Origin of the sequence: Jiangella mangrovi, assembly GCF_014204975.1 — a bacterium.
GTDB lineage: Bacteria > Actinomycetota > Actinomycetes > Jiangellales > Jiangellaceae > Jiangella > Jiangella mangrovi.
Genome location: NZ_JACHMM010000001.1, coordinates 6,639,399 through 6,664,222 on the forward strand (window position 1 = coordinate 6,639,399; position 24,824 = coordinate 6,664,222).

Genomic DNA, 24,824 nt, shown 5'->3' on the forward strand with positions numbered 1-24,824 from the left:
GGCGTCATGAGCGAAGCTTGATGACGTGACCTCGACGACGCAGGGCTTCGGCATCGACATCGGCGGCAGCGGCATCAAGGGCGCACCGGTCGACCTCGGCGAGGGCGAGTTCGCCGCCGAGCGGGTCCGCGTCGACACCCCCGAGGAGTCCACCCCGGACAACGTCATCGCGGTGGTGCTCGACGTGCTGGCGCAGTTCGAGTGGACGGGGCCGTTCGGCTGCACGTTCCCCGGCATCGTCAAGCGCGGCGTCATCAGCTCCGCCGCCAACGTCGACAAGTCGTGGATCGGGGTGAACCTCGAGAAGGAGCTCACCGAGCGCACCGGCCAGCCCGTCAGCATCGTCAACGACGCCGACGCCGCCGGGATCGCCGAGGACCGCTTCGGGGCCGCTGCCGACCAGGACGGCGTGGTCATCGTCACCACGCTGGGCACCGGCATCGGCAGCGCCGTCCTGCACGACGGCGTCCTCCTGCCGAACACCGAGTTCGGCCACCTCTACCTCGCCCACCACAAGGAGGCGGAGAAGTTCGCCGCCGCCTCCGTCCGCGAGGAGAAGGAGCTCTCCTGGGAGCACTGGGCCGAGCGGCTGCAGGAGTTCTACGCCCACCTCGAGTTCATCTTCTCCCCCGACCTCTTCGTCGTCGGCGGCGGCGTCAGCAAGAAGGCGGACAAGTTCCTGCCGCTGCTCGACCTCGCCACACCCATCGTGCCGGCCGGGCTGAAGAACGACGGCGGCATCATCGGCGCCGCTCTCCTGGCGGCCGAGCGCGCCGCATAGGCGGTATTCTGTCGGCGGAGGACGAGCCGGCCGGGCGGCCGCGTCGGGGCCGTCAGGTCCTGCCGAGGAAAGTCCGGACTCCACAGGGCAGGGTGGTGGGTAACGCCCACCCGGGGTGACCCGCGGGACAGTGCCACAGAAAACAGACCGCCTCCCGCGTTCGCGTGGGCGGTAAGGGTGAAACGGTGGTGTAAGAGACCACCAGCGCCCCAGGTGACTGGGGCGGCTCGGTAAACCCCACCCGGAGCAAGGTCAGACAGGGAGCGTTCGAGGGCGGCCCGCCCGAGCTCCCGGGTAGACCGCTGGAGACCACCGGCAACGGTGGTCGTAGATGGATGGTCGCCGGTCCCGGTCCGCCGGGAATCACAGAATCCGGCTTACAGGCCGGCTCGTCCCCTCAGTACTGCCATTCCCAGCCGCCGGGCTCGACGAACGGCGCGTAGAGGATCGTGCCCGTCGCGTGCGCTGTGTCGAGGACGATCTTCCCCGTGTGGTTCTCGCCCGGTCCAAGGCCGACGGGGAGCAGCTCGGCCTCGCCCAGGCACGAGAAGGCCGCCTCGGAGGACGACGACTCCTCGGCCGCGCCATCGGGGCCGATGATCCACCACATGCTCGGGTCGAAGCTGATCTCGGCAGGCCCGTCGTTCTCACTCATGGTCGCCGCGGTCGACACGGTGATCGTCACGACGACGAAGTGCCCGTTCAGGGCCGGCCCGGCGTCGGTCGCGCAGCCGGGATCGACCTCGATGGCGTCGACGGTGAACTCGACGCGCGAGACGCCGTTCCGCTCGTCCACGATGGCGGCGAGGACGCCGATGTCCTTGATGAGGTTGCCGCGCTCGCTGACCACCATGGCCCCGAATCGATCGTCCTCGGGCGCCGTCGTGCGATCGGCGCCCGCCCCGATGGAGGCGGCTCCGGCACAGCCGCCGAGCACCATCGCCAGCGCCGCGACGAGCGCCGCGATCGTGCGGTGTCGGCGCATCCCCCTCGTCCACATCCGGAGCACCTTACGGGCGACGCCGGACAGAACGGGCGCCGGCCGCGCCCGGCTCGCTGGACGTCACTTCCGTGACACGGTTCTGTCCGACAACTGGGGTAGTCTCCGCGCTTTGATTCGTCGAGATCGCGGAGTGCCGGACATGGCGATGATGTTGATCGGCTACGACCTGAACGGGCCGGACGGTGACTACGACAGGCTCCTCGACTCGCTCGAGAGCTTCGGGTCCTACTGGCACTGTCTCGACTCGTTGTGGCTGGTCGAGACCCGGATGAGCATCACCCAGGTCCGCGACTCCCTGTGGATGCACATGAACCACGGCGACGAGATCCTCGTCATCGACGTCACCGGCGCGCCGGCGTCGTGGATCGGCTTCAACCAGGAGTGCGGCGACTGGCTCAAGGACAACCTCTAGGGCGTGTTCGACGGGTCAACGGGACCGCCACCTCGTCGTTTTCGATGATCATGTTCCCTCACGGCGCCACAGCGACCGCGAGGGAACATGATCACGAACGGGTAGGAAGGGCGCCGTCGATCCGCCAGCCACGCTCCAGGGGCGGACATACGACGGCGGGCGGTCCGGCGCCGCTGTGGCTGCGCCGGACCGCCCGCCGCTCATCCCTACCGCTGGCTGACCACCCTGCGCGTCACCAGCAGCGCACCGGCGGCCAGGAAGGCCAGGACCGCGAGCCAGAGCGGTCCCAGGTCGCCGGAGCCCGTGTTCGGCAGCGCCTCACCGTCGCCGCCGGTACCGGCATCGTCATCGCCGGTCCCGCCGTTGTTGGACGGGTCCTCGTCGCCCTCGGTGTCGACCTCGCAGCCGACGCCGTCGACGTCGTCGTCGAGGTGGAACGGATCGTCCTGCGCGTCGACCAGCAGGATCGGCTTGTGCGCGTTGTCGATCTGCGGGCAGTCGTAGTCGTCGACGCCGTCGGCACACCACGCTTCGGAGCCCACGTAGGCCTCGCACGAGCCGGAACTCTCCGCGGGCGGTTCCTCGACCGGTGGCTCCTCGGCCGGTGGTTCCTCGACAGGTGCGTCGCCGCAGCCCCAGCCGTTGTTGTCATTGCCGTCGAGATCGAACGGATCGTTCTCGACGTCGACGAGCTGGACCGGCCAGTACTGCTCCGGAATGTGTGCCGGATCGCAGTTGTAGTTCAGCTCCGAACCCGGGTCACACCAGTCTTCGGAGTCGACGTACGCGGCACAGTCGGCCGCAGTCTTCGCCTCAGTGGTGGCCTCGGCCCAGGCGGGCATGGCGCCGCCGAACAGCAGGGCCAGGCCGGCCAGTATCGCTATGGTGACCTTTCGCAAGGTCGCCCCCCTTCGGATCTCTGCTACATAGGCCGTAGGTACGGCCCACATCAAAGCCCCGGACGGTAGCGCGATCATGAGCACCCGGGAACCCCTTTCGGGCGTTTCGCCGCGATTCTCATCAAGATCGACGGAGTAGCGTGACCGATCATGACCAGTCACCGTGACATCGACGCCGACCCGAAGGAGATCGTCCGCCGCGGCTACGACGCCGTGTCGCTGCACTACCGCGCGGACGACGCGGACCCGGAGACGCACCGGCCGTGGGTCGCCGAGCTCACCGAACGGCTGCCGCGTCACGCCAGTGTCCTCGACCTGGGCTGCGGCAACGGCGTCCCCGTCGCCCGCGACCTGGCCGCCGCGGGCTTCGCCGTCATCGGGGTCGACCTCAGCGAGGTCCAGGTCACCCGGGCCCGCGCGCTGGTGCCCGACGCGACGTTCCTGGCGGCCGACGCGACCACCGTCGAGCTGCCGGAGCGCAGCTTCCACGCCGTCGTGTGCCTGTACGCGCTGATCCACATCCCGCTGGAGGAGCAGCCGCCGCTCCTCGCGCGCATCGCCGGCTGGCTCCGGCCGAGCGGGCTGCTGGTCGCCACCACCGGCCACCAGGCGTGGACGGGCACCGAGGACGACTGGCTCGGCGGCGGCGCGACCATGTGGTGGAGCCACGCCAACGCCGCGACCTACCGGGTGTGGATCGAGGCCGCCGGGTTCGCCGTCGAGCGGGAGGAGTTCGTCCCCGAGGGCGACAGCGGGCACACCCTGTTCTGGGCCCGCGTCCCCGGCTAACGAGAGACGTGGTGCGCGGTCAGCTCGTGCACGTGGTCGGGCACCTCGCCGTCGACGGCCGGGTTGACGTGCACGACGACGTGGTCGAGGTGGCGCACGCGGTGCAGCAGCGCGTGGTGGACGACCTCGGCGATGCGGTGCCCCTCGGCGACGGTGGCCTCGCCGTCGACGTTCACGTCGACATCGGCCTCGAGCCGGTGCCCGGTCCAACGCGCCCGCACCCGGCCGACGCCGCGGACGCCGTCGACCCTCGCGGTGACCTCCTCGATGGACTCGACGGTGCCGTCGTCGACCCCGTCCATGAGCCGGCGGAAGATCGTCCGGCAGGAGCTGACCAGGATCCAGAGGATCATGACACCCACGACCAGGCCGACGACGGCGTCCGCCTGCGGAAAGCCGAGCCACGCGCCGGCGACGCCGAACACGACGACCAGTGAGGTGAGGCCGTCGGCGCGGGCGTGCTGACCCTCGGCGATCAGTGCGGCGGAGCCGATGCGGCGGCCGACGCGGATCCTGTAGACGGCGACCGCCTCGTTGCCCGCCGCCCCGATGAGCGCGGCCGCCAGCACCCAGCCGAGGTTCGTCAGCTCGCGCGGGTCGAGCAGCGCCCGCACCGCCTCGACGATGATCAGCGCCGCCGACGCCGCGATGACCAGCGCGATCAGCACGCCGGAGAGGTCCTCGGCGCGGCGGAAGCCGTACGGGTAGCGCCGGGTGGGGGCGCGGCGCCCGAGCCGGAACGCGATGAGCAGCGGAATGGTCGTGACGGCGTGCCCGAGATTGTGGACGGTGTCGGCGAGCAGCCCGACCGACCCGCTGACGGCGACGATGAACAGCTGCAGCACCGCCGTCGCCATCATGCCGGCCAGCCCGACCCAGGCAGCCCGGATCCCCGCGCCGCTGGCCTGCTCGGCGCTCTCGATCGCCTCCGTCGCGTCGTGCGAGTGCGGCTTCACCGCGTGCCGCAGCCTCGCGAACCAGCCGTCCCCGCCCTCAGGCCCATGACCGTGTCCGTGTCCATGACCGTGCCCGTGGCCATGCCCATGGCCGTGGCCCGTCCCGTGATGCTCAGCTGTCCGCACACCATCAGCATATCTGCGCACCTACGCAGATATGCAAGTGCGCGGAGTAGACTCCCCCCGTGCACGAGACCATCGACGGCTTCGACATGCCCGAGTCCGAGCAGGTCGAGCGGGCGGCCGGAGCGCTGCGCATGCTCTCCGACCCGACCCGGCTCAAGCTCATGTGGGCGCTGCTGCAGGGCGAGTCGTCGGTGAACCACCTGGCCGAGCTGGTCGACGCGAGCCCGAGCGCCGTCAGCCAGCACCTGGCCAAGCTACGGCTCTCGGGCCTGGTGCGCAGCCGCCGCGACGGCACGTTCGTCTACTACCACGCGGCCGACACCCACGTGCGCCAGCTGCTCGAGCAGGCGCTGTTCCACGCCGACCACGCCCGCGGCGAGCACCCGCGCGAGGACGACCCGCACCACGTGCACGACGTCGGCGGGGTCGTCCCCGCCCGGACGACCTAGGCCGCGCCGCCCACCACCTCGGCCAGCTGCGGCACCAGCTGCTCCAGCGCGTACGGCAGGCTGAGCACCGTCGCCCAGGTCAGCGCACCGGAGACCAGCGGGTCCTCGATGAACAACACCCGGCCGTCCTGCACGACCTGCAACTGGTCGTACAGCGGCTTGGCCTCGATCTGCGCCCGGAGCGTGTCGTCGTGGCCGACGTTCCAGATCAGCAGCTCGCGGTCGAGCTGGGTCATCAGCTCGTCGCTGATGGGCGCGCCGTCGAGGTCGCCGGCCAGCTCGGCGATCTCGTCGGGCAGCACGAAGCCCAGCTGCGTCATGAACACCGTCCTCGGGTCCGTGGCACTGCGGGCGAACGACGAGCCCGGCTCGAACTGCTCGGCGACGACCATCTCGACGCCCTCGAGCTCGGGGTGCGCCGCGGCGGCGTCGGCGAACTGCTGATCGATGCCGGCGATGAGCTCCTCGGCGCGATCGCCCTGGCCGAGGATCTGCCCGACCATGCGGGTGGTCTCCTGCCACGGCATGCCGTACTCGGGGTAGTCCGGCGACGACGCCACCGTCGGGGCGATGGACGACAGGGTGTCGTACTCCTCCTGGGTCATGCCGGTGTAGAGGCCGATGATGAGGTCCGGCGCGAGCTCGGCGATCTCCTCGTAGTTGAACGCCTGCATACCCGTGAACGCGCCCTCGTTCATGACGACCGGCTCGGCGTCGCCCAGCTCGTCCTCGGCCCACGGCCAGGTGGCGTGGTCGTACTCGCCGTACCAGTCGGTGACGGCGACCGGCGCGACGCCGAAGGCCAGCACGAAGTCCTGGTCGCTGAAGCCGAGGGTGACGACCCGCTCGGGCGCCTCGGTCAGCTCCGTCGTCCCGTAGCGGTGGTCGACGGACGCCGGGAACCCGCCGGTCTGCTCGCCGTCCGGCGCGGCCGTCGAGCCCGACTCCCCCGTGGCCGAGCCGTCGCCGTCGTCACCCCCGCACGCGGCGAGCAGGAGCGGAACCGTCAGGACGAGGGCGAGCCGGCGGCCCGCGGCGGTGAACGACATGAGCCAAAGGATAGGCTGACCTAACTCGTGACGGTGCACCGGGTACGGTCGGCGCATGGCCGGCCTCGCCGAGGTGACCCGCGACGTCCTCGTCGCCACGCACGACTTCTGCACGCACACCACCACCGTGGTCGTGGGCGACGAAGGCGGCTGCCTGGTCGTCGACCCCGGCATCACGCCGGCCGAGCTGGCCGACCTGGCTGAAGCGCTGGCCCGCCGCGGCCTGCACGTCACCGCCGGGCTCGCGACCCACCCGCACTGGGACCACGTGCTGTGGAGCCGGGCGCTCGGTTCCGCGCCGCGGTTCGCGACATCGGCGGCGACGGCGTCAGCTGCGGCCGGGCGAGTGGCCGGCCTGGCCGAGGCCCGCTCGGTCGCACCGGACGTCGACGGCGACCTGTTCGCGGTACTCACGCCGCTGCCTGACGGCGTCCGCTCGGTGCCGTGGGACGGGCCGCGCGTGGACGTCGTCGAGCACCGGGCGCACGCGCCCGGGCACGCCGCGCTGGTCGTCGCCGGTGTTCTGGTGGCCGGCGACCTGCTCTCGGATCTGGAGGTGCCGCTGCTGGACCTCGACGCCGCCGACCCGCTGGGCGACTACATGGCCGCGCTGGGCCTGCTCTCGGCCCTGGTCGACGAGGTGCGCTGGGTCGTGCCCGGTCACGGACACGTGGGCGACGCCGCGGAGCTGCGCCGCCGGTTGGCCGCCGACCGCCGCTACCTCGACGAGCTCGCCGCCGGCCGCGGTGACGACGACCCGCGGCTCACGCCGGGGGTCGCCGAGGACTGGCTGATCCGCGACCACCGGAACCAGCAGGCCGCCGTCGCGCCGCCCTGAGGGGAACGATCAGGTGACCAACCGGCCGCCCGTCCCCGTCCCCCGTCACCTGATCATCGCCGCGAAGATGATCAGGTGACACAGTTGGTAGTGGCGCGGCGGGAACCGTCAGCCGAGGGCGGTGTCGAGCGCGGCCCAGTCGACCGTGCGCGGGCTGTGCGCGCTGATGGTCGCCAGCAGGCCGAGCCGCGACGAGCGCACGGCCGGGTCCTCGGCCATGACCAGGATGTCGTCGAAGAACGCGTTGACCGGCTCGACCAGCGCGGCGGCGGCGCCGGCGTAGTCGCCGACCGGCCGGCCGGACCAGTCGCCGACCGCGGCGACCGCCTCGGCGAGGCGCTGCTCGGCCGGCTCGGTGAGCACGGCGGCGTCGTAAGCTGCCGCCGTCCCCGCGGGAACGATGCGGTTGATGCGCTGCAGTGCCGCCACGAGCGCGCGGAACGATGAGTCGCCGACCCGGGCGCGCAGCGCCGACAGCGTCGCGACCGCCTGGCCCGGAGCGTCGGCGCCGGGCAGGACGGCGGACACGAAGTCGGCCGGGACGTCCTCGTCGCGCAACTGCTGGGCGAACCGGGCGACGACGAACTCACGCGCCGCCGCCACCGCGGAGTCGGACACGTCGATGCCCTGGGCGCGCAGCCGCTCGGCCGCGACCGCCAGCCCGCCGTCGACCGTCACCGCGGACAGCGCCGGGGTCTCGCGCAGGATCCGCACGACGCCCAGCGCGGCGCGTCGCAGCCCGAACGGGTCGGAGCTGCCGGTGGGCTTGGCGCCGAGGGCGAACATGGCCATGAGCAGGTCGAACCGGTCGGCCAGGGCCAGGATGGCGCCGGGTGCGGACGACGGCAGCGCGTCGGCCGTCGACCGCGGCAGCTCCATCTCGAACAGGGCCTGCCCGACGGCGTCCGACTCGCCCGCGCGGACGGCATACTCACGGGCCATGACGCCGGCCAGGCTGGACAGCTCGACGACCATCTGCGAAGACAGGTCGAACTTGGCCAGTGCGGCGGCCCGCTCGAGGGCGGCGAAGTCGTCGGAGGACAGCTCGACGCCCTTGGCGAGGTCGGCGGCGATGGTCTCGATGCGGGCGGCCCGCTCGGCGACGGAGCCCAGCTTCTCTTCGAACGTCAGCTTCGACAGCCCCGCCTTGAACTGCTCGAGCGGCACCGCGAGGTCGGCGCGCCAGAAGAACGCGGCGTCCTCGTAGCGGGCCCGCAGGACCGCCTCGTTGCCGGCCCGCACCGCGTCGGCGTCGCACGAGCCGTTGGCGACCGCGACGAAGTGCGGCAGCAGCGCACCGTCGCCCGCGCGGACCGGCAGGTAGCGCTGGTGCTTGCGCATGACCGTGGTGAGGATCTGCTCGGGCAGCTCGAGGTAGCGGGTGTCGAACCCGCCGAGCAGCGCGTTGGGCTCCTCGACGAGGTTGGTGATCTCGTCGACCAGCCCGGCCTCGGCCTCGGTGTCGACGACGCCGCCGACGGTGGCGGCCAGCGCCGACGCGGCGTCGACGACGGCGGCCCGGCGGACGGCGGGGTCGGCGACGATGCCGTGCCCGCTGAGGAACTCGAGGTACCCGGCGGCGGACGGCACGGAGACGACGGGCTCGGTCGCGGTGCGGTGCACGCGCGTGCTGCGGCCGCTGACCAGCGCGGACACCCGCACGGGCACGACGGTGTCGCCGAGCAGCGCCGTCAGCCAGCGGATGGGCCGGGTGAAGGACAGCGCGGGGTCGCTCCAGCGCATGTTCTTCTCCGAGCGCAGCTCGGTGACCACCTCGGCGAGCAGGCCCGAGAGCACCTCGACCGCGCCGCGGCCGGCGTCGACCACGCTGACGACGACGTGCTGGTTGCCGCCGAAGTCGGCAGTCGTGAGGTCCTCGACCTCGGCGTTCTGGCCGCGGGCGAACCCGAGCAGCGCCTTGGTGGGGTTGCCGTCGGCGTCGTAGGCGGCCTCGACGCGCGGGCCGCGGACGGTGCGGTCGGCGTCGGGCTCACGCGGCTCGACGGCGTCGACCTGGACGACGATGCGCCTCGGCGTGCCCACGACGTCGATGGAGCCGTGGCCGAGGCGAGTGGCGGCGAGCTTCGCCGTCACCGCGCCGCGCACCGCGGCCACCGTGTTGGTGACCTCGTGCGGCGGCATCTCCTCGGTGCCGATCTCGAACAGCAGCGGCGCCGGGCCCGGCAGGTCGGCCTGCGGGAGGTCGGGCAGCAGCGGCTCGGCGTCGTCGTCGTCGCGACCCGGCCGCGAGACGAGGCCCAGCGGGTGACCGAGCTCCTCGCGTCGCGCCGTCCACAGCGACGACACCTCGCGGGCCAGGCCACGCATGCGGGCGAACGCCTTGGCCCGCTCGGTCGTGCTGATGGCGCCGCGGGCGTCGAGCACGTTGAAGGTGTGCGAGCACTTGAGCACGTAGACATGCGCCGGGACCGGCAGCCGCTCGGCGATCATGCGCTCGGCCTCGGCGGCGTAGGTGTCGAAGAGCCGGCGGTTGGCCTCGATGTCGGCGTCGTCGAGGTAGTAGCGCGACATCTCGTACTCGGCCTGGCCGAACGCCTCGCCGTAGGAGATGCCGGGCGCGTACTCGATGTCCTTGAAGTGGCTGACGCCCTGCAGCGCCATGATGATGCGCTCGATGCCGTAGGTGATCTCGACCGAGACGGGGTCGAGGGTCTGCCCGCCGGCCTGCTGGAAGTAGGTGAACTGGGTGATCTCGAGCCCGTCGAGCCAGACCTCCCAGCCCAGCCCCCACGCGCCGAGAGCGGGCGAGGCCCAGTTGTCCTCGACGAAGCGGATGTCGTGGGCGTGGATGTCGATGCCCAGCGCCTCGAGGCTGGCCAGGTAGATCTCCTGCGGGTCGCCCGGGTCGGGCTTGAGGATGACCTGGAACTGGGTGTGCGTCTGCAGCCGGTTCGGGTTCTCGCCGTACCGGGCGTCGTCGGGCCGCACGCTCGGCTCGACGTAGGCGACGTGCCAGGGCTCCGGACCGAGCACCCGGAGGATGGTGGCCGGGTTCATGGTTCCGGCGCCGACCTCGGTGTTGAACGGCTGCACCATGAGGCAGCCCCGGTCGGTCCAGTACTTCGTCAGCGCCAGCAGCGCGTCCTGCATCGTGAGCACAGAGGAACCCTAGTGGTGTGAGGCCGATGGGACGAACTCGATCCCGGGGACCCGGGCGAGGATTTCACCGTGCGGAACCAGGAACCAGCCGTCGTCCTGACCGGCCCACTCCCGCCAGGCGCCGGCCAGCCGCCCGAGGTCGCCGGTGGTCGCCAGGCCGCGGTCGACGGCCTGCCGCGCGAACGCCGACGAGCTGACCCTGTCGGCCCACAGGCCGCCCCACCACGCGCGGTCCTCGGGGTCGGCGAAGCACCAGACGCTCGCCGTCGCTGTCACGTCGGCGGCTTCGAACCCGGCGGCGCGGGCCCAGGACAGCAGTCGCCGGCCGGCGTCCGGATCGCCGCCGTTGCCCCTGGCCAGGGTGCGGTACAGCTCGAGCCACTCGTCCAGGCCGGGCAGGCGCGGGTACCAGATCATGCCGGCGTAGTCGGAGTCGCGCGCGGCCACGAGGCCGCCGGGGCGGGCGACGCGGCGCATCTCGTGCAGGACGGCGACCGGGTCGGCGACGTGCTGGAGCAGCTGGTGCGCGTGGACGACGCCGAAGCTGTCGTCGTCGAACGGCAGGGCCGTGGCGTCACCGGTGCGGAACTCGGCGGTGACGGCGTCGGCTGCGGCCCGCGCCGTGGCGATGACCTCAGCCGACGCGTCCAGCCCTACCACCCGGCCGGGCGCCACCAGCCCCGCCATCTCGACGGTGATCGTCCCCGGCCCGCACCCCACATCGAGCACGTCGGTGCCCGGCACCAGGTGGTCGCGCAGGTAGGCCGCCGAGTTCGCGACAGTGCGCCACGTGTGCGAGCGCAGGACGCTCTCGTGATGCCCGTGCGTGTAGGTCGCCATACCTCCACGGTAAGGAGCGAACGCCCCCGACGTCGGGACCGTTCGCTCCGTGGAACCCGCCCCACCCTCGTTGATCATGGAGAAGGGAGGCTCCCCGGTGAGCCGGAAGGCGACTTTCTCCATGATCAACTGAGGTGAGGCCGTCAGCCGCAGGTGTCGCAGACCCCGGTGGCGGGCAGTTGCATGTGGCAGGTCGGGCAGGTGGCGGCCTCGCGGCGGACGGGTACGGCTCGCCTCGTCTGCGCGCGGGTAGCAGCGAGCCGCGGCGTCAGCGCCGGGACTCCGCCGTCGGCGGGCAGGTCGGGAGCTCGGAAGTGCTGATGACAGGCGAGCCGTTCCTGCGCCGCGTGGTCGTCGAGGTCGTCCGGCGCGCGGCCGTACGCGCCGCGCGCCGCCGACGCGTACCCAGGCCCGACGCTGCCCTCCGCGTTGACACAGAGCGAGGAGAGCATCGGCTCGCCGCGGCGAGCGCACTCCTTCGACACCCGCTCGAGTACATCGCCGATCCAGTAGTGCATGAGCTGCCGCGTCCGGATCCCGGTGCGCGACTGCACCTCGGTGGCGAGTTCCTTGTACGTGACGACGCCGCGGTAGCGCAGCGCGGCGTCGAGCAGGACCTCGCGGGCCTCCGCCGCCCAGGCCGAGCGGGCCGCTTCAGTGCCGACGTCCGAGGCCTCGCGCCAGTCCTCGCCGTCACCGGGAGTTCCGGCCGGCTCGCTGACGTCGAATCCGAGCGCCCACAGCACCTTCGCGGCGCCGTACCGGCCGCCGGAGAACTCCGTCGACTGCGCGGCGGCACCGGTGGCGTACTTCAGCGCCACCCCGAGGACGGCCTTCGAGTCGTAGCCCTTGCCGTCGTGCCAGAGCACGTAGTCGCGGGCCCGGCCGAAGCCATAGGCGGCGAGGAAGTCGTCGGCGCCACGCTCGTCGTACTCGGCGAGTGCCGAGAGAACATGATCGCGCGACACAGCGTCGAAGTCCGGCATGGTCCGACGCTACGGAGAACGCCGGACACTACCGAGCCTCGCAGATTGTTACGGGCGGGCGCCCCGCACGTCAGGGGCGCCCGCCCGGGTCTCACTCAGTCCGGCACGATCGCGCCCGGCGGCAGGGCCACCGCGCCGTTCGTGTCGGTGACCGTCACCGTGAAGGTCTTCGGCGCGCTGATGTTGCCGGCGGCGTCGATGGCCCGGTACTGGATCTCGTGGCGGCCGTAGCCGGGCACGAAGTCGTCGTAGGACTGCTCGAACGGCGCCTTGGTGAGGCCGCCGCTGCCGAGGTTGCCGTACGCGATCTCCTTGATGACGGTGCCGGCCGGGGTGAAGCGGTACGGCGTGCCCTCGGGCGCGTCCGGCCAGCCGTGGTAGTTGAACCAGCCGTCACCGTCGAGCTGGAACTCGATGACGACGTAACCGTCCTGGTTGTCCGTGGCCTCGAGGCCCATCTCGAACCACTCGCGGAACACGTAGTGCGGCGGGCGGACGCGGGTGCCGGGCACGACGGAGACCGGGTCGGACAGCTCGAACGTCACCTCGGGGGCGACGTTGTCGACGGTCCAGGTGAGCGTCTGCGTCGGGGCCGAGGCCACCTCCGGGTCGGTCACCGTCGCCGTCAGCTGGTGGTTGCCGGCTGGCAGGTTCAGGGCGCCGAGGTCCAGGTTGCGCGAGTTGTTCGGGTTCGCCACGACGTTGCCGTTGAGCCGCCACGTGACGTCGAGCACGCGGTCGCGCGGGTGGGTGGTCTCGACGTAGACGACGTCCTGGCCGCCGACGGGGTGCGTGGTGGCGGTCGACGAGGTGAACTTCACCTCGGACGGGGCCGGCGGCTCCTCGACGATGGTCCACTCGCGGGTCTGCGTCAGCGCGCCGCCGTTCGCCACAGCCGGGTCGCGGACGTCCTCGGTGTCGTCGGAGACGGTGACCTTCACGGTGTCGCCGATCTGCACGCCGTGGGCGTCGAGGTCGAAGTTGCGGCTGTTGTTCGTCCCCGCGACGACCTGGCCGTTGACGGCCCAGGTGACGGTGAGCTCGTGGTACAGCGGGTGCATGGTCTCGACCCAGAGCACGTCGCCCGGCGACACCGGCTCGTCGGTCGGGGTGGACTCGACGGTCATCTCGACGTCGTCGCGGCGGCCGGAGATCTTCTCGATCATCCGCTCGCGGCCGATCTGGTCGAAGTGGTAGCCGATCCAGCGCATGATCGAGTGCTCACTCGGGCGCCAGATGCCCGACGCGCGCGACTGGCCGCTCTCGTAGCGGCCGATGGGGCCGCCGGACAGGCTCTCCTCGCCCAGCCAGCGGTACCACTTGACCTGCTGGTCGAGCATCTGCTGCTCGGTGAGGATCGTGTGGTGGATCGACGACGGCTCACCGCCGGTGTACGGCGCGCCGGGCACGTTGCGCGAGCTGTACGGGTACTCGTCCTGCAGGTTGCCCAGCGAGTGGCCCAGCTCGTGCGGGCTGACCAGCGGGCCCTGCGGCGCCTGGCCGGTCGTGGTGGCGTTGCGCCCGCCGATGCCGCCGTAGGTGCTGGTGTTGGCGATGGTCAGCGTCTGCCGGTTCTGCGCCGTGACCCCCGGGATCATCGAGACGTACTGCTCGAGCGCCGCCTGGCCGCCGGTGCCGAAGGTGACGCCACGGGCGTTCGCGCCGGCCGGGCAGGTGCCGGCGTACTGCAGCTTCAGCGGCGTGTCGCGGCGGACGTTGCCGTCGTCGGGGTCACAGCTGATGCCGGACTCGCCCGACACGATCTCGATCATGTAGACGTTGAAGTAGTCGCGGTAGCTGCGGAACGGCTCGATGCTCCACTGCACGTTGAGGTGCTTGTCGACGTCGTCCCGGAACTGCTGCATCTCCTCGGCCGTGTAGCCGTCACCCAGGATGATGAGGTTCAGCCGGTCGGCCGGATCCCCCGTCACCTGCAGCGGCACCACCGTCGCCGACCCGACCTCGTCCGCCGCGACCGACGGGACCGCGCCCGTCAGCAACGACCCCAACAGTCCGACCACCCCTACGGCGGCCGCGATCCTCCGCTTGGCCATCGCCACCTCACCCCTCGCGCTCATGGGGGAACGGCCAGCTCTGCGGACTGCGGCATCGGTCCCCCCCGCGAGGACGCTAGTCACAATGGATCCAATCCTCACCCGGCAGATGACGAACGTTCCGTGTCCGCCGTCCGTCGTCTGACGGAACGGACGGCGGACAGCTGCGGCGGATACGCTGCCGGGGTGCTGATCCTGCTGCCGCCGTCGGAGGGCAAGACCGCGCCCGGCGACGGCGCCCCCGTCGACCTCGACGCGCTGTCGTTTCCGGAGCTCACCGGCGACCGCGTCGACCTGCTGGCCGCGCTGGTCCGGCTCTGCCGCACCGCGCCGGAGCAGGCGGCGACGGCGCTCGGGCTCGGCCCCACGCAGGCCGCCGACGTCGAGCGCAACGCGGTCCTGCCGCACGCGCCGGCCGCCCCGGCGCGCGAGGTGTACTCCGGCGTTCTGTACGACGCGCTCGGCCTGCGGTCGCTGCGCGGCGGCACCGCCCGCCGCGCCGACGCGTCGCTGCTGATCACCAGCGGGCTGTGGGGATTGCTGCGCCCGTCCGACGTCATCCCGGCGTACCGGCTCGGCGGCGGGGTGAGCCTGCCCGGCGTCGGTCCGCTGGCGGCGTTCTGGCGCCGGCCGCTGGCGAAGAGCCTGCCCGCCGCGGCCGGCGACGAGCTCATCGTCGACCTGCGCTCCAGCACGTATGCGTCGTTCTGGCGGCCCACCGCGGACCTGGCCGCTCGCACCGTCGTCGTCCGGGTCCTGCACGAGCACGACGGCCGGCGCACCGTCGTCAGCCACCACAACAAGGCGACGAAGGGCCGCATGGTGCGCCGGCTGCTGCAGGACGGCGCCAACGTCGCCACCCCGAAGCGGCTGGCCGCGGTCCTGACCCGGCTGGGCTGGACGGCGGAGTTGACCCCGCCGTCCGCGCCCGGCCGACCGGCCACCGTCGACGTCGTGGTGACCGAGGTGCCGACCTCCTAGCCCAGGATCACGTACGGCTCCGGCGGCTCGCCCGGGAAGACGAGCGGCGCGTACGGCACCGGGTTCACGACGACGGGGACCGGGTCGCCCGTCGGGATCAGCCGGTCCGCCACGACGTCGCCGTGGATGTCGACGGTGCCGAAGCAGTAGCCGAGCTCGCGGGCGGCGTCGATGAGCAGCGCCAGCCCGCCGTTGGTGCCCGGCCCGGCGGGCGTGTCGTACGGGCCGTCGTGCAGCGAGATGATCGCGCCCGGGTACAGCTGCTCGACGATCGCGTCGCTGATCTGCTGCGGAGTCCGCTCGGGCACCCAGTCGTCGGTGCCGATTCGGGTCATGTACGCGGTGTAGCCCATCTCGGCGATGACCTGCCGGACCGACGCGTTCGCCGACCCGAACGGCGGGCGGATGCCCTTGAAGGAGATCGGGGCGCCGACGGAGGCGAAGGCGGCCTCCGCGTCGAGGATCTCCTTGCGGACGGCGTCGGCTCCCCCGGCCGCGAACGTCTGGTTGAGGTTCGCGTGGCTGAACGTGTGGTTGAGCAGCTCGTGCCCCTCGGCCAGCTGGAACCGGGCGAACTGCGGGTTGGCCAGCACGCGGGTGCCGGTGTCCATGAACACGCCGGTCACCTGCTTCTCGCGCAGGATCCGCAGCGTCTCGGTGCGGTAGTGCGACGGGCCGTCGTCGAACTGGATGGCGAGGCGGTTGTCGCAGGTGTTCGGGACGGAGGTGTCGCGCGGGCCGCCGACGTGGCTGCGTGCGGCGGCCGAGACGACCCGGGCGCGGTCCTGACGGCTGAGCTGCCCGGAGGCGACGAACTCGTCGGCGGCCGCTCGGGCAGCGGCGACGAAGGCGCCGTGGGTCGCGAACGGCTCCTCGGCCCAGACCCGGTCGAGCAGGGTGCAGCCGTCGGGCGCCTCGGGGTTGGGCACCTCGGTCTCGACCCGGGGCGGGCCGAACCAGACCGTCTCCTCCGGCGACCAGCCGTTCGGGCAGGCGTCCTCGGCCTCGGTGGTGACGGCGTCAGCTGCGGCCGCCGTCGTGGTCGCCGCAGGCGCCGCGAGCGGGGTGGGGACGATGATCTCGTACGGCTCCGGCGGCAGGCCGCCGCCGAACAGCAGCGGCAGGTACGGCACCGCGTTCTCGACCGACGGGATCGGCTCGCCGCTCGAGACGTACCGATCGGCGACGATGGCGCCGGTGCTGTCGAACGTGCCGAAGCAGAGCCCGGCCGCGCGGATGTCGTCGATGATCAGCGGCAGGGCGACCATGAGCTCCGGCCCGGCGACGGTGTCGATGGGTCCGTCGTGCAGGAAGATGTTGCGCCGCCCGTCGGCGATGCCCTCGGCGATGTCCGCTCGCAGCTGTGCCGCCGGGCGGTCCGGTTCCCAGTCGGCCGCGTCGATGTCGCCGCTGATGACGGTGAAGCCCAGCCGAGCCAGCTCGGCCCGGACCGACGCGTTGGCCGCGAGGAACGGCGGACGCATGCCGAGGAACGGCCGCTGCACGCCGGCCGCGTCGAGCGCCTCCTCCGTCTTGCGCATCTCGTCGCGCAGCCGCGGGAGGGTGACCTGGTTGAGGTTGGGGTGCTCCCAGGTGTGGTTGAGCACCAGGTGCCCCTCGAGCCGCTCGAACGCCGGCAGCTGCGGGTTCGCCTCGATGCGCATCCCGGCGTCGAAGAAGGTGGCGGTGACCTGCTTCTCGCGCAGGATCGCCAGCGTCTGGTCGCGGTAGAAGGACGGGCCGTCGTCGAAGGTCAGCGCGACGCGGTCGGTGCAGGTGTTGGGGATCGAGTCGTCGTGCGGGCCGCCGACGGCGCTGCGTGCGGCCGCCGAGCGGATCGCCCCGGCCTCCTGCCCGTCGAGCAGGCCGAGGTCGCGGAACTCGCGGGTCGCGCGGACGACGGTGCCGACGAACTCGCCGTGAGTGGCGAACGGCTCCTCCGCCCAGACGCGGTCCAGGAGGGTGCAGCCGTCGGCGGCCTCCGGGTTGGCGATGCCGGTGTCGATGCGCGGCGGGCCGAACCAGACCGTGGTCTCGGTGGACCAGCCGCCCGGGCAGGCGTCGGCCGCGGTGTCGTCGGAGGCCGCCGCCGCTGGTGCCGAGGAACCGATCAGGGTGCCGGTGGTCATTGCCACCAGGAGTCCCGCCGTCGCGAGTCGTCTCGGTGCGGTCCTGGTCATGGCCACTCCTTCGGGGGGTCGGGGGCATGCCGGAGAGCAGATCCGCTCAGGCTGAGACAAACGTCGAGCAGACCGCTGATCTCTGTGAAGCTACCCGCGACAGATCGCCACGGGAACCCCTGAAGCGGACTTTTTATGCTCGGTGAGTAGAAACCGCAGCAGCGAGGGCACCGGCCAGGGCTGCGCGGTTGCCGAACGTGCTGGTCCTGACCTGCAGCGACTCTCCCTCGGTGACGGTGAGCCAGCGCCGGGTGGCGGCAAGCATCTCGGGCCGCGAGCCGATGCCGCCGCCGAGCACGAACGTCGCCGGGTCGACGATCGCCCTCACCGCCCGCAGCGCCAGCGCCAGCAGCCGGCCGAGGTCGTCGAGTACCTGGGCGGCCGCGCCGTCGCCGTCGTCCGCGGCCGCGAAGACCTCGGGGGCGGGGCGGCGCCGGCCCGCCAGCTCGAGGTATCGGCGCTCGATGCCAGCGCCGCTGACCTGCTGTTCCAGCGGGCCGTGCACGAGGTTGACCGGGTCGAACGGGTCGGCGCCGATGGGCAGGTGGGCGACCTCGCCGGCCAGGCCGCGACTGCCCGCGTAGAGGCGCCCGCCGAGCACCAGGCCGAGCCCGACCCCCGTCCCGACCGCGACGAAGGCCAGGTCGGAGCCGCCGCCGGGCTGCCAGGCGTGCTCGCCCCAGGCGGCCAGGTTGGCGTCGTTGTGCACCAGCGGCCGGGCGCCCAGCCGGGCCTCGAGGTCGCCCGGCACGTCCATCCGGTCCCAGCCGGGGATGTTGGGGGCGTGCAGGACGGCGCCGCTGACGGGGTCCGGCGCACCCGGGCAGCCGACGGCGACCCGCGGCGGCGGGCCGGCGGGCAGCCCTGCGGCGCTGGTCAGGGCGGCGACGAGCTGGGCGATCTGGCTGGTCACGTCCGTGCCGCCGCGCGGGTCGGTCGGCTCGACGCGGTCCAGCAGCCGGTGCCGGACGGGGTCGTAGAGGACGGCGTGCAGCTTGGTGCCGCCGAGGTCGACGCCCACCACGGGCTCCGCTCCCCCGCCGCCGTCGCCGTCGGCCCCGGGCATGTTGACCTGCGCCGACGGCGACAGCCAGCCCGCCTCGGCGAGGGCACGGCGAAGCGGGCCGGCCAGGCCGGTACGGTCGGTTCCGGGCATCACCACGGGCGGCGTCTCCAGTCTCGAGCCGGCTGGGGATGGGTACAGTATCAGCCTGATAGAAAACTCCAGGGGGAAGCCATGTCCGGTCGGACCTCCTCGACGGCCAACGCCGAGACCGTCTCGCGGGTGAACCAGACCGCGATCCTCGACGCGCTCCGGCAGCACGGCCCGCTGTCGCGGCAGGAGATCGGCGCGCGCACGGGTCTCAGCGCGGCGACCGTGAACCGGCTGGCCGCCCAGCTGCTGCGCAAGGGGCTTGTGGTCACCGACGGCCACCAGCCGTCCACCGGCGGGCGGCCGTCGATCCTGCTGCGCTACAGCGGGCGGGCGCACCTGGTGTCGGTGGTGCACGTGGGCGCCACGCGCACCGAGGGCGCGCTGGTCGACTTCGACGGCACCATCGTCCAGCGGGTGCAGCGCCCCGTGGTCCCGGACGTGCTGCACGCCGCCGACCGCGCCACCATCCGCCTGGAGGAGGCGCTGTCCGTGGTCACCGAGCTCGGCGCTGCCGCCGACGGCCGGGGCCAGCCCAGCCAGGCGATCGGCGTCATCGTCCCCGGTGTCGTCGACGGCGCCGACGGTCGCGTGACCTGGGCGCCCGCGCTCGACTGGCGCGAGGTGCCGGTCGGCTCACTGCTGGCCGACCGCACCGGGCTCCCCGTCGTCGTCGAGAACGATGCCAACGTGCTGGCGGTCGGCGAGCACCACCACGGCGCGGGCCGGGGCGTGCAGGACCTCGTCGCCGTCGTGCTCGGAACCGGCATCGGCACCGGCATCGTCACCGGCGGCCGGCTGCACCGCGGGTCGCGGGCGGCGGCCGGCGAGATCGGCTACATGCTGCTCGACCGCACGTCGCTGGCGCGGCTCTTCCCCGGCTTCGGCGACCTCGAGAGCCGGGTCGGGTCGACCGGGCTGACGCGGCAGGCCCGCGAGCGCGGCATCCCTGCCCCGGCGGACCGGCCACTCACCGCCGCGGACGTGTTCGACCTGGTCAGGACCGGCAGCGTCGAGGCGCGCGCGCTGTTCGAGGAGACGCTCGACTACGTCGCGCTGGCGGTCGCCAACCTGTGCACCGTCCTCGACCCGGAGCTGGTCATCGTCGGCGGCGAGATGGGCGGTGCGGCCGACCTCATCACCCCCGGCCTGCGCGACCGCCTGGTCGGCCGAATCCCCCACGTCCCCCGGCTGGCCGCGTCCGAGCTGGGCGACGACGCCGCCATCGTCGGCGCCGCCGAGCTCGCCGCCCGCCTCGTCAGCGACGACACCTACGTCCAAGCCACCCGCTGAACCATCGACGAGGCCCACGCCCAGGCGACGCGCTGACGGGCCGGGCCACGTCTCCGGCGCGGCCACCGCCGGCGGAAGGCATCCGACCAACCAGGCCGGTGTCGGGGGATGCCGTCAGGGGTAGGCGCGGGCGTCCGAGCGAGGAACGAGCGAGGCGGGCGGGGACGGCATCCCCCGACACCGGCCGGACCGGGTCGACGAGCCGGCCGCGGGCCTGCTTCGTGCCGGAAACGTGACCCGGAACGGTAGACGGACCGCGGGGGCGTACGGCAGAGTGAACGCACTTATCGCTCGTGCTGGATGAAAAGTCCCCGAGAAAGGGTGTGGTCCTGATGCCGAGACCGAGTCGAGGGTGGCGTGCGGGCGCCGCGGCCGGTGCCGTGGCCGTGCTCCTGACGGCCTGCAGCTCGGACGACGGCGACGGCGGCGGCGGTGAGGGCGGCGGCGAGGGGCCGTTCACCATCGGCCTGTCCAACGGGTTCGTCGGCAGCGAGTGGCGGACGCAGATGGTCGAGGGCCTCGAGACGGCGTTCGCCGAGTACGAGGAGGAGGGCGTCGTCGACGAGCTCGTGGTCGAGAGCGCCGACACCGACGTCAACGGCCAGATCCAGCAGATCCGCAACCTCATCAACCGCGATGTCGACGCGATCATCGTGAACCCGAACTCCGAGACGGCGCTGGACGCGGTGTTCCGCGAGGCGACCGGGCAGGGCATCGAGGTGTTCGCCATCGACCAGGCGGTGACCTCCGAGGACGTCACCAACGTGGTCATCGACCAGGCCGAGTGGGCGCGCATCTCCGCGGAGTGGCTGGCCGAGCAGGTCGGCGAGGGCGGCAACATCGTCGTGGTCAACGGCATCGCCGGGCACCCGGCCAACGAGATGCGCTGGGGCGCGGCCGAAGAGGTCTTCGACGGCGCCGGGGTCAACGTACTCACCGTCGCCGACGGCAACTGGGACCAGGCCACCGGGCAGCAGGTCATGACGAACCTGCTGGCCACCTACCCCGAGGTCGACGGCGTGTGGACGCAGGACGGCATGGCCGAGGGCGTGTTCCGCGCGGTCGACGCGGCCGGGCGCCTGGACCAGATCACCATCAGCGGCGAGGCGCGCGTCGGCTTCATGCGGCTGTGGGGGGAGGCCCGGGCCAGCGGCTTCCAGAGCATCGGCGTGGTGAACCCGCCCGGCGGCGCGGTGTCGGCGCTGCACATGGCCATCAACGTGCTGGAGGGCGAGGAGTTCGCGTCCGGCAGCATCGACGGCAACACCGTCACCATCCCGATCCCGTACACCGTCGACGAGGCCACGTACGACCAGTACTGGGGCGAGGCCAGCGCCGAGAGCGACGCGTACAGCCTGGACGGTTCGCTGACGCGTGACGAGGCCGCGGAATTCTTCGAGTGAGCACTCCTCTGCTGGAGATGTCCGGCGTCCGCAAGCGGTACGGCGGCGTCCAGGCGCTCGACGGGGCGGGCCTCACCGCGGTGCGCGGTGAGGTCCACGCCCTGCTCGGGCCCAACGGCTCCGGCAAGAGCACGCTGGACAAGACGCTGGCCGGCACCGTCGTCCCCGACGAGGGCACCATCCGCATCGACGGCGCCGAGGCCCGTATCGGCGGGCCGCGCGACGCTCACGCCCTGGGCGTCGCGGCCGTCTACCAGCAGCTGAGCATCGTCGGCGACCTGACGGTGACGCAGAACGTCGTGCTCGGGCTGGAGCCGGTGCGGCGCCTCGGGTTCCTCGACCACCGTGCCGCCCGCGATCGCGCCGCCGCCGCGCTGGAGCGGTTCGCCGCCGCGTTCGCCGGGCGGCTGCCGCTGGACCGCCCGGTCGGCGCGCTCGGCCCCGGCGAGCGGCAGATCGTCGAGGTCGCCAAGGCGCTGGCCCGCGGGCCGCGCATCCTGGTGCTCGACGAGGCCACCGCCTCGCTGCACAAGGAGCAGGTCGAGGTGCTGTTCGACGTGGTCCGCGAGCTGCGCGCCGACGGCGTCCTGGTCGTCTTCACGTCGCACCGGCTGGACGAGGTGTTCGCGCTCTGCGACCGCGCCACCGTCCTGCGCAACGGCCGTACCGTCGGCACCGTCGAGCTGGCGGCCACCGACGAGGACGAGCTGGTCCGGCTCATGGTCGGCGACGCGCCGCACCAGGCGCCACGGGCCTCTGGGGCGACGGCGGCAGCTGCGGTGGCCGGGGACGGCGCGGACCGCACGCTCACGCCGTCGTCGACCACCCTCGAGGTGCGCGGACTCACGACCGACCGGCTGCGCGACGTGAGCTTCGCGGTCCGGGCCGGCGAGGTGCTGGGCCTGGGCGGGCTGCAGGGGCAGGGCCAGTCCGAGCTGCTGCTCGCGCTGTTCGGCGGCGCGCACGCCACGGGCGGCGAGGCGGTGCTCGACGGCCGGCCGCTCCCCCTCGGCTCGCCGGCGAAGGCGGCCCGGGCCGGAGTGGCACTGGTGCCCGGCGACCGCGGCCGGCAGGGCATGTTCGCGGTGCGGCCGATCCAGGAGAACCTCTCGCTGGCGAGCATGCACCGGCGGGCGACGGCGAAGGTGGCGCTGCGTGCCGGGACCGAGCGCGCGGCGGCCCAGACCATGGTCGAACGGCTGCGGATCAAGATCGGCTCGCTGGCGGACCCGGTGTCGACGCTGTCCGGCGGCAACCAGCAGAAGGTCGTCATCGGCAAGTGGCTGCTCGACCGGCCGCGCGTGGTGCTGCTCGACGACCCCACCAAGGGCGTCGACGTGTCGTCGAAGGAGGAGATCTACGCGATCGTGCGCGGCCTGGCCGCCGACGGCGCCGTCGTCATCCTCAACTCCAGCGACAACCGCGAGCTCACTGAGCTGAGCGACCGCGTGCTGGTGCTGTTCGAGGGCGCCGTCGCCGAGGAACTGGCCGCCGAGGCGATCTCGGAGAGCCGGCTGGTCTCGAGCGCGCTGCGGCTCGCGCCGGGTGAGAAGCTGTGAACGGCGTCTCGGCGGCGGGGGTCGTCGACCGCGTGCGCGGCGTCCAGCTGTCCGGCCTGGCCACGGTCGCGATGCTGGTCGTCGCCGTCGCCGTCAACGCCGCACTGCAGCCGAACTTCTGGGACAGCTACGCGCTGACCTCGAACTTCGCGACGTTCGTGCCGCTGGTGGCGATCGCCGTCGGGCAGACGATCGTCGTGCTCAGCGGCGGCATCGACCTCTCCCTGGGCGCGCAGGTCACGCTGGCCAGCGTCGTCGCGGTCCAGGTGGTCGACGGTGAGATGGGCCGGTTCCCGCTGGCCGTCGCCGCTGCCCTGGGTGTCGGGCTGGTCTGCGGCGCGCTGAACGGGCTGGTCGTGGCGCTGCTGCGGCTGCAGCCGATCGTCGCGACGTTCGCCACCAGCTTCGTGTTCAGCGGGCTGGCGCTGGTCGTGCTGCCGACGCCGGGCGGCTCGGTGCCGTTCGAGGTCACCACGGCCTATCGCGACGCCGTGCTCGGCGTGCCGGTGGCGCTGCTGCTGATCCTCGCGCTGGCGCTGCTCTGGTGGGTGCTGCGCGGACACCGCGTCCTGCGGCACGTCTACGCCGTCGGCGGCGACGCCGACGCGGCGTACGCCTCGCTGGTGCCGGTCGCGCGGACCCGTGTCTGGGGGTACGTGCTGGGCGGGCTGTTCGCGGCGCTGTCGGCATTGGCAGTCCTGGCCAACACCGGGTCCGGCGACCCGTTCGTCGGCAACGAGCTGACCCTGGCGTCGGTGGCGGCCGTGGTGATCGGCGGGACGGCGCTCGCGGGCGGGCGCGGCGGGGCGGGCGGGTCGATCCTCGGCGCGATCGTGCTGGCCCTCGTCACGAACATCGTGTTCTTCGCCGACGTGCCCACCGACTACCGGCAGCTGGTCAACGGCGCCGTGATCATCCTGGCGCTGGCCCTCGCGGGCATCCCGGCGCTGCAGAAACGGAGGCCGGCGGCATGAGCACCCCTGTGCTGGAGACGCCCGGGGGTCTGGGCGCCTGGCGGCCCGGGCCGGTCGCGCTGGCCGGAGCCGTCGCCGTCGCCCTGGTGATCGTCGGCGAGATCGTCTCCCCCGGGTTCGCCGGGTACGGGCAGCTGGTCAACCTCATGCGGGTGGCGGCGTTCCTCGGCGTCATCGCGATCGGCCAGACCATCGTCATCATCGCCGGAGGCGGCGGCGTCGACCTGTCCGTCGGCAAGGTGGCGACGTTCTCGGCCATCATCGGGTCGCGGGTCATGGACGGCGACGACGCGAACATCGCCCTGGCCGTGGCGCTGTCGCTGCTGGTCGCGGCCGCCATCGGCCTGGTCAACGGGCTGGGCGTCACGTTCCTGCGGATCCCGCCGTTCGTCATGACCCTGGGCATGATCGGCGTCGTGCAGGGGCTGATCCTCGCCTACACCGGCGGCCAGGCCGAGGGCCGCGCGGCGCCGGCGCTGACGTCGCTGGTCAACGGGCGCGTCGTCTTCGACCTGCCCGGCCTGCTGTTCCTGTGGCTGCTGCTCGGCCTGCTCGCCGTCTGGCTGCTGCGCCGCACCACGTTCGGCTGGAACCTGTTCGCCGTCGGCGCCAACCGCACCGCCGCGGAGCTGACCGGCGTGCGGGTGAACCGGACGCTGATCCTGGCGTACGTGCTGTCGGCGACGTTCGCCGGGCTGGCCGGCATCCTGCTGCTCGGCTACACCGAGTCGGTCTTCCTCGACCTCGCCGACCAGTACATGCTGCCGTCCGTCGCCGCCGTCGTCATCGGCGGGACGCTGCTGGCCGGCGGCATCGGCGGGTACGCCGGCACCGCGGTCGGCGCGATCGTGCTCACCGTCCTGCAGGGTCTGCTCACCACGCTGGACATCGGCGGCGCCTGGCGCACCGTCGTCAACGGCGTCGTCCTGCTCGTCCTGCTGTCGCTCTACGGGCGTCAGCGTCGCCTTCGGAGCTAGGG

Annotated in this window: 21 protein-coding genes and 1 other RNA gene; 12 read left to right on the forward strand and 10 right to left on the reverse strand. The window is 72.5% G+C overall.

All coding sequences use genetic code 11. The features are described from left to right. Positions 1-25: 25 nt before the first annotated feature. Both ppgK and rnpB read left to right on the forward strand, forming a co-directional pair. Positions 26-781, forward strand: coding sequence for a polyphosphate--glucose phosphotransferase (ppgK, locus tag HD601_RS30650; RefSeq protein WP_184828468.1), 756 nt, complete (start codon positions 26-28; stop codon positions 779-781). 22 nt (positions 782-803) lie between these two features. Beyond that, positions 804-1,177, forward strand: an RNA gene (gene rnpB, locus HD601_RS30655) — RNase P RNA component class A. Between the two features lies 1 nt (position 1,178). Here rnpB and HD601_RS30660 read toward each other — a convergent pair. Then, positions 1,179-1,766: a DUF4352 domain-containing protein gene (locus tag HD601_RS30660; protein WP_184828470.1), complete on the reverse strand. Its 588-nt coding sequence runs from the start codon at positions 1,764-1,766 to the stop codon at positions 1,179-1,181. A 157-nt stretch (positions 1,767-1,923) separates the two neighbouring features. Between HD601_RS30660 and HD601_RS30665 the strand changes: the two genes are divergently transcribed. Then, positions 1,924-2,196 (forward strand): SinR family protein, encoded by a 273-nt coding sequence (locus HD601_RS30665; RefSeq protein ID WP_184828472.1) that lies wholly within the window; start codon positions 1,924-1,926, stop codon positions 2,194-2,196. Positions 2,197-2,402: 206 nt separating this feature from the next. Here HD601_RS30665 and HD601_RS30670 read toward each other — a convergent pair whose 3' ends face one another. Next, a complete protein-coding gene (locus tag HD601_RS30670; protein WP_184828475.1) occupies positions 2,403-3,179 on the reverse strand; it encodes an LPXTG cell wall anchor domain-containing protein in 777 nt (258 codons plus the stop codon). A gap of 66 nt (positions 3,180-3,245) precedes the next feature. On the opposite strand from HD601_RS30670, the gene HD601_RS30675 reads away from it, so the two are divergent. Continuing rightward, the gene (locus HD601_RS30675; protein ID WP_184828477.1) at positions 3,246-3,884 is read left to right on the forward strand and encodes a class I SAM-dependent methyltransferase; all 639 of its coding nucleotides are present in this window, start codon (positions 3,246-3,248) and stop codon (positions 3,882-3,884) included. Here HD601_RS30675 and HD601_RS30680 read toward each other — a convergent pair. Beyond that, a complete protein-coding gene (locus HD601_RS30680) occupies positions 3,881-4,840 on the reverse strand; it encodes a cation diffusion facilitator family transporter (protein WP_221441451.1) in 960 nt (319 codons plus the stop codon). The two genes, HD601_RS30675 and HD601_RS30680, sit on opposite strands and share 4 nt — an antisense overlap. 185 nt (positions 4,841-5,025) lie before the next feature. Between HD601_RS30680 and HD601_RS30685 the strand changes: the two genes are divergently transcribed. Then, on the forward strand, positions 5,026-5,415 hold the full coding sequence (locus tag HD601_RS30685; RefSeq protein WP_184828481.1) for a metalloregulator ArsR/SmtB family transcription factor: 390 nt from the start codon (positions 5,026-5,028) through the stop codon (positions 5,413-5,415). Here HD601_RS30685 and HD601_RS30690 read toward each other — a convergent pair. Next, entirely contained in the window at positions 5,412-6,464 is a 1,053-nt protein-coding gene (locus HD601_RS30690) for an iron-siderophore ABC transporter substrate-binding protein (RefSeq protein WP_184828483.1), read from the reverse strand. The two genes, HD601_RS30685 and HD601_RS30690, sit on opposite strands and share 4 nt — an antisense overlap. A 55-nt stretch (positions 6,465-6,519) precedes the next feature. Here HD601_RS30690 and HD601_RS30695 point away from each other — a divergent pair, with 55 nt between their 5' ends. Then, positions 6,520-7,302, forward strand: a complete 783-nt coding sequence (locus HD601_RS30695) for an MBL fold metallo-hydrolase (protein WP_184828485.1) — start codon at positions 6,520-6,522, stop codon at positions 7,300-7,302. A gap of 108 nt (positions 7,303-7,410) precedes the next feature. Here HD601_RS30695 and HD601_RS30700 read toward each other — a convergent pair whose 3' ends face one another. From HD601_RS30700 to HD601_RS30715, 4 genes are all read right to left on the reverse strand, one after another. Then, positions 7,411-10,413 (reverse strand): glycine--tRNA ligase, encoded by a 3,003-nt coding sequence (locus HD601_RS30700; RefSeq protein WP_184830291.1) that lies wholly within the window; start codon positions 10,411-10,413, stop codon positions 7,411-7,413. An 18-nt stretch (positions 10,414-10,431) separates the two neighbouring features. Beyond that, the gene (locus HD601_RS30705; protein WP_184828487.1) at positions 10,432-11,262 is read right to left on the reverse strand and encodes a methyltransferase domain-containing protein; all 831 of its coding nucleotides are present in this window, start codon (positions 11,260-11,262) and stop codon (positions 10,432-10,434) included. Positions 11,263-11,405: 143 nt separating this feature from the next. After that, complete coding sequence (locus HD601_RS33260; RefSeq protein ID WP_221441453.1) at positions 11,406-12,248, reverse strand: ScoMcrA-related endonuclease; 843 nt, start codon at positions 12,246-12,248, stop codon at positions 11,406-11,408. Between the two features lie 95 nt (positions 12,249-12,343). After that, positions 12,344-14,302 carry a M64 family metallopeptidase gene (locus tag HD601_RS30715; RefSeq protein WP_184828489.1) on the reverse strand — a complete coding sequence of 653 codons (1,959 nt, stop codon included), beginning with the start codon at positions 14,300-14,302 and terminating at the stop codon, positions 12,344-12,346. 186 nt (positions 14,303-14,488) lie between these two features. Between HD601_RS30715 and yaaA the strand changes: the two genes are divergently transcribed. Beyond that, entirely contained in the window at positions 14,489-15,283 is a 795-nt protein-coding gene (gene yaaA, locus HD601_RS30720) for a peroxide stress protein YaaA (RefSeq protein ID WP_184828491.1), read from the forward strand. Here the strand turns inward: yaaA and HD601_RS30725 are convergent. Continuing rightward, complete coding sequence (locus HD601_RS30725) at positions 15,280-17,463, reverse strand: polysaccharide deacetylase family protein (RefSeq protein ID WP_184828493.1); 2,184 nt, start codon at positions 17,461-17,463, stop codon at positions 15,280-15,282. The genes yaaA and HD601_RS30725 overlap by 4 nt on opposite strands. A gap of 133 nt (positions 17,464-17,596) precedes the next feature. Continuing rightward, positions 17,597-18,619: an ROK family protein gene (locus HD601_RS30730; RefSeq protein WP_246402328.1), complete on the reverse strand. Its 1,023-nt coding sequence runs from the start codon at positions 18,617-18,619 to the stop codon at positions 17,597-17,599. Positions 18,620-18,700: 81 nt separating this feature from the next. Here HD601_RS30730 and HD601_RS30735 point away from each other — a divergent pair, with 81 nt between their 5' ends. The 5 genes from HD601_RS30735 (at position 18,701) to HD601_RS30755 (ending at position 24,822) form a co-directional block, all read left to right on the forward strand. Further along, positions 18,701-19,909, forward strand: a complete 1,209-nt coding sequence (locus HD601_RS30735; protein WP_184828498.1) for an ROK family transcriptional regulator — start codon at positions 18,701-18,703, stop codon at positions 19,907-19,909. A gap of 332 nt (positions 19,910-20,241) precedes the next feature. Further along, entirely contained in the window at positions 20,242-21,312 is a 1,071-nt protein-coding gene (locus tag HD601_RS30740; RefSeq protein WP_184828500.1) for an ABC transporter substrate-binding protein, read from the forward strand. Continuing rightward, positions 21,309-22,871: an ATP-binding cassette domain-containing protein gene (locus tag HD601_RS30745; protein WP_221441454.1), complete on the forward strand. Its 1,563-nt coding sequence runs from the start codon at positions 21,309-21,311 to the stop codon at positions 22,869-22,871. The genes HD601_RS30740 and HD601_RS30745 overlap by 4 nt, the downstream gene beginning before the upstream one ends. Beyond that, positions 22,868-23,845 (forward strand): ABC transporter permease subunit, encoded by a 978-nt coding sequence (locus tag HD601_RS30750; protein ID WP_221441455.1) that lies wholly within the window; start codon positions 22,868-22,870, stop codon positions 23,843-23,845. The genes HD601_RS30745 and HD601_RS30750 overlap by 4 nt, the downstream gene beginning before the upstream one ends. Next, positions 23,842-24,822 (forward strand): ABC transporter permease, encoded by a 981-nt coding sequence (locus HD601_RS30755; RefSeq protein WP_184828502.1) that lies wholly within the window; start codon positions 23,842-23,844, stop codon positions 24,820-24,822. Before HD601_RS30750 ends, HD601_RS30755 begins: the two co-directional genes overlap by 4 nt. Positions 24,823-24,824: the final 2 nt, after the last annotated feature.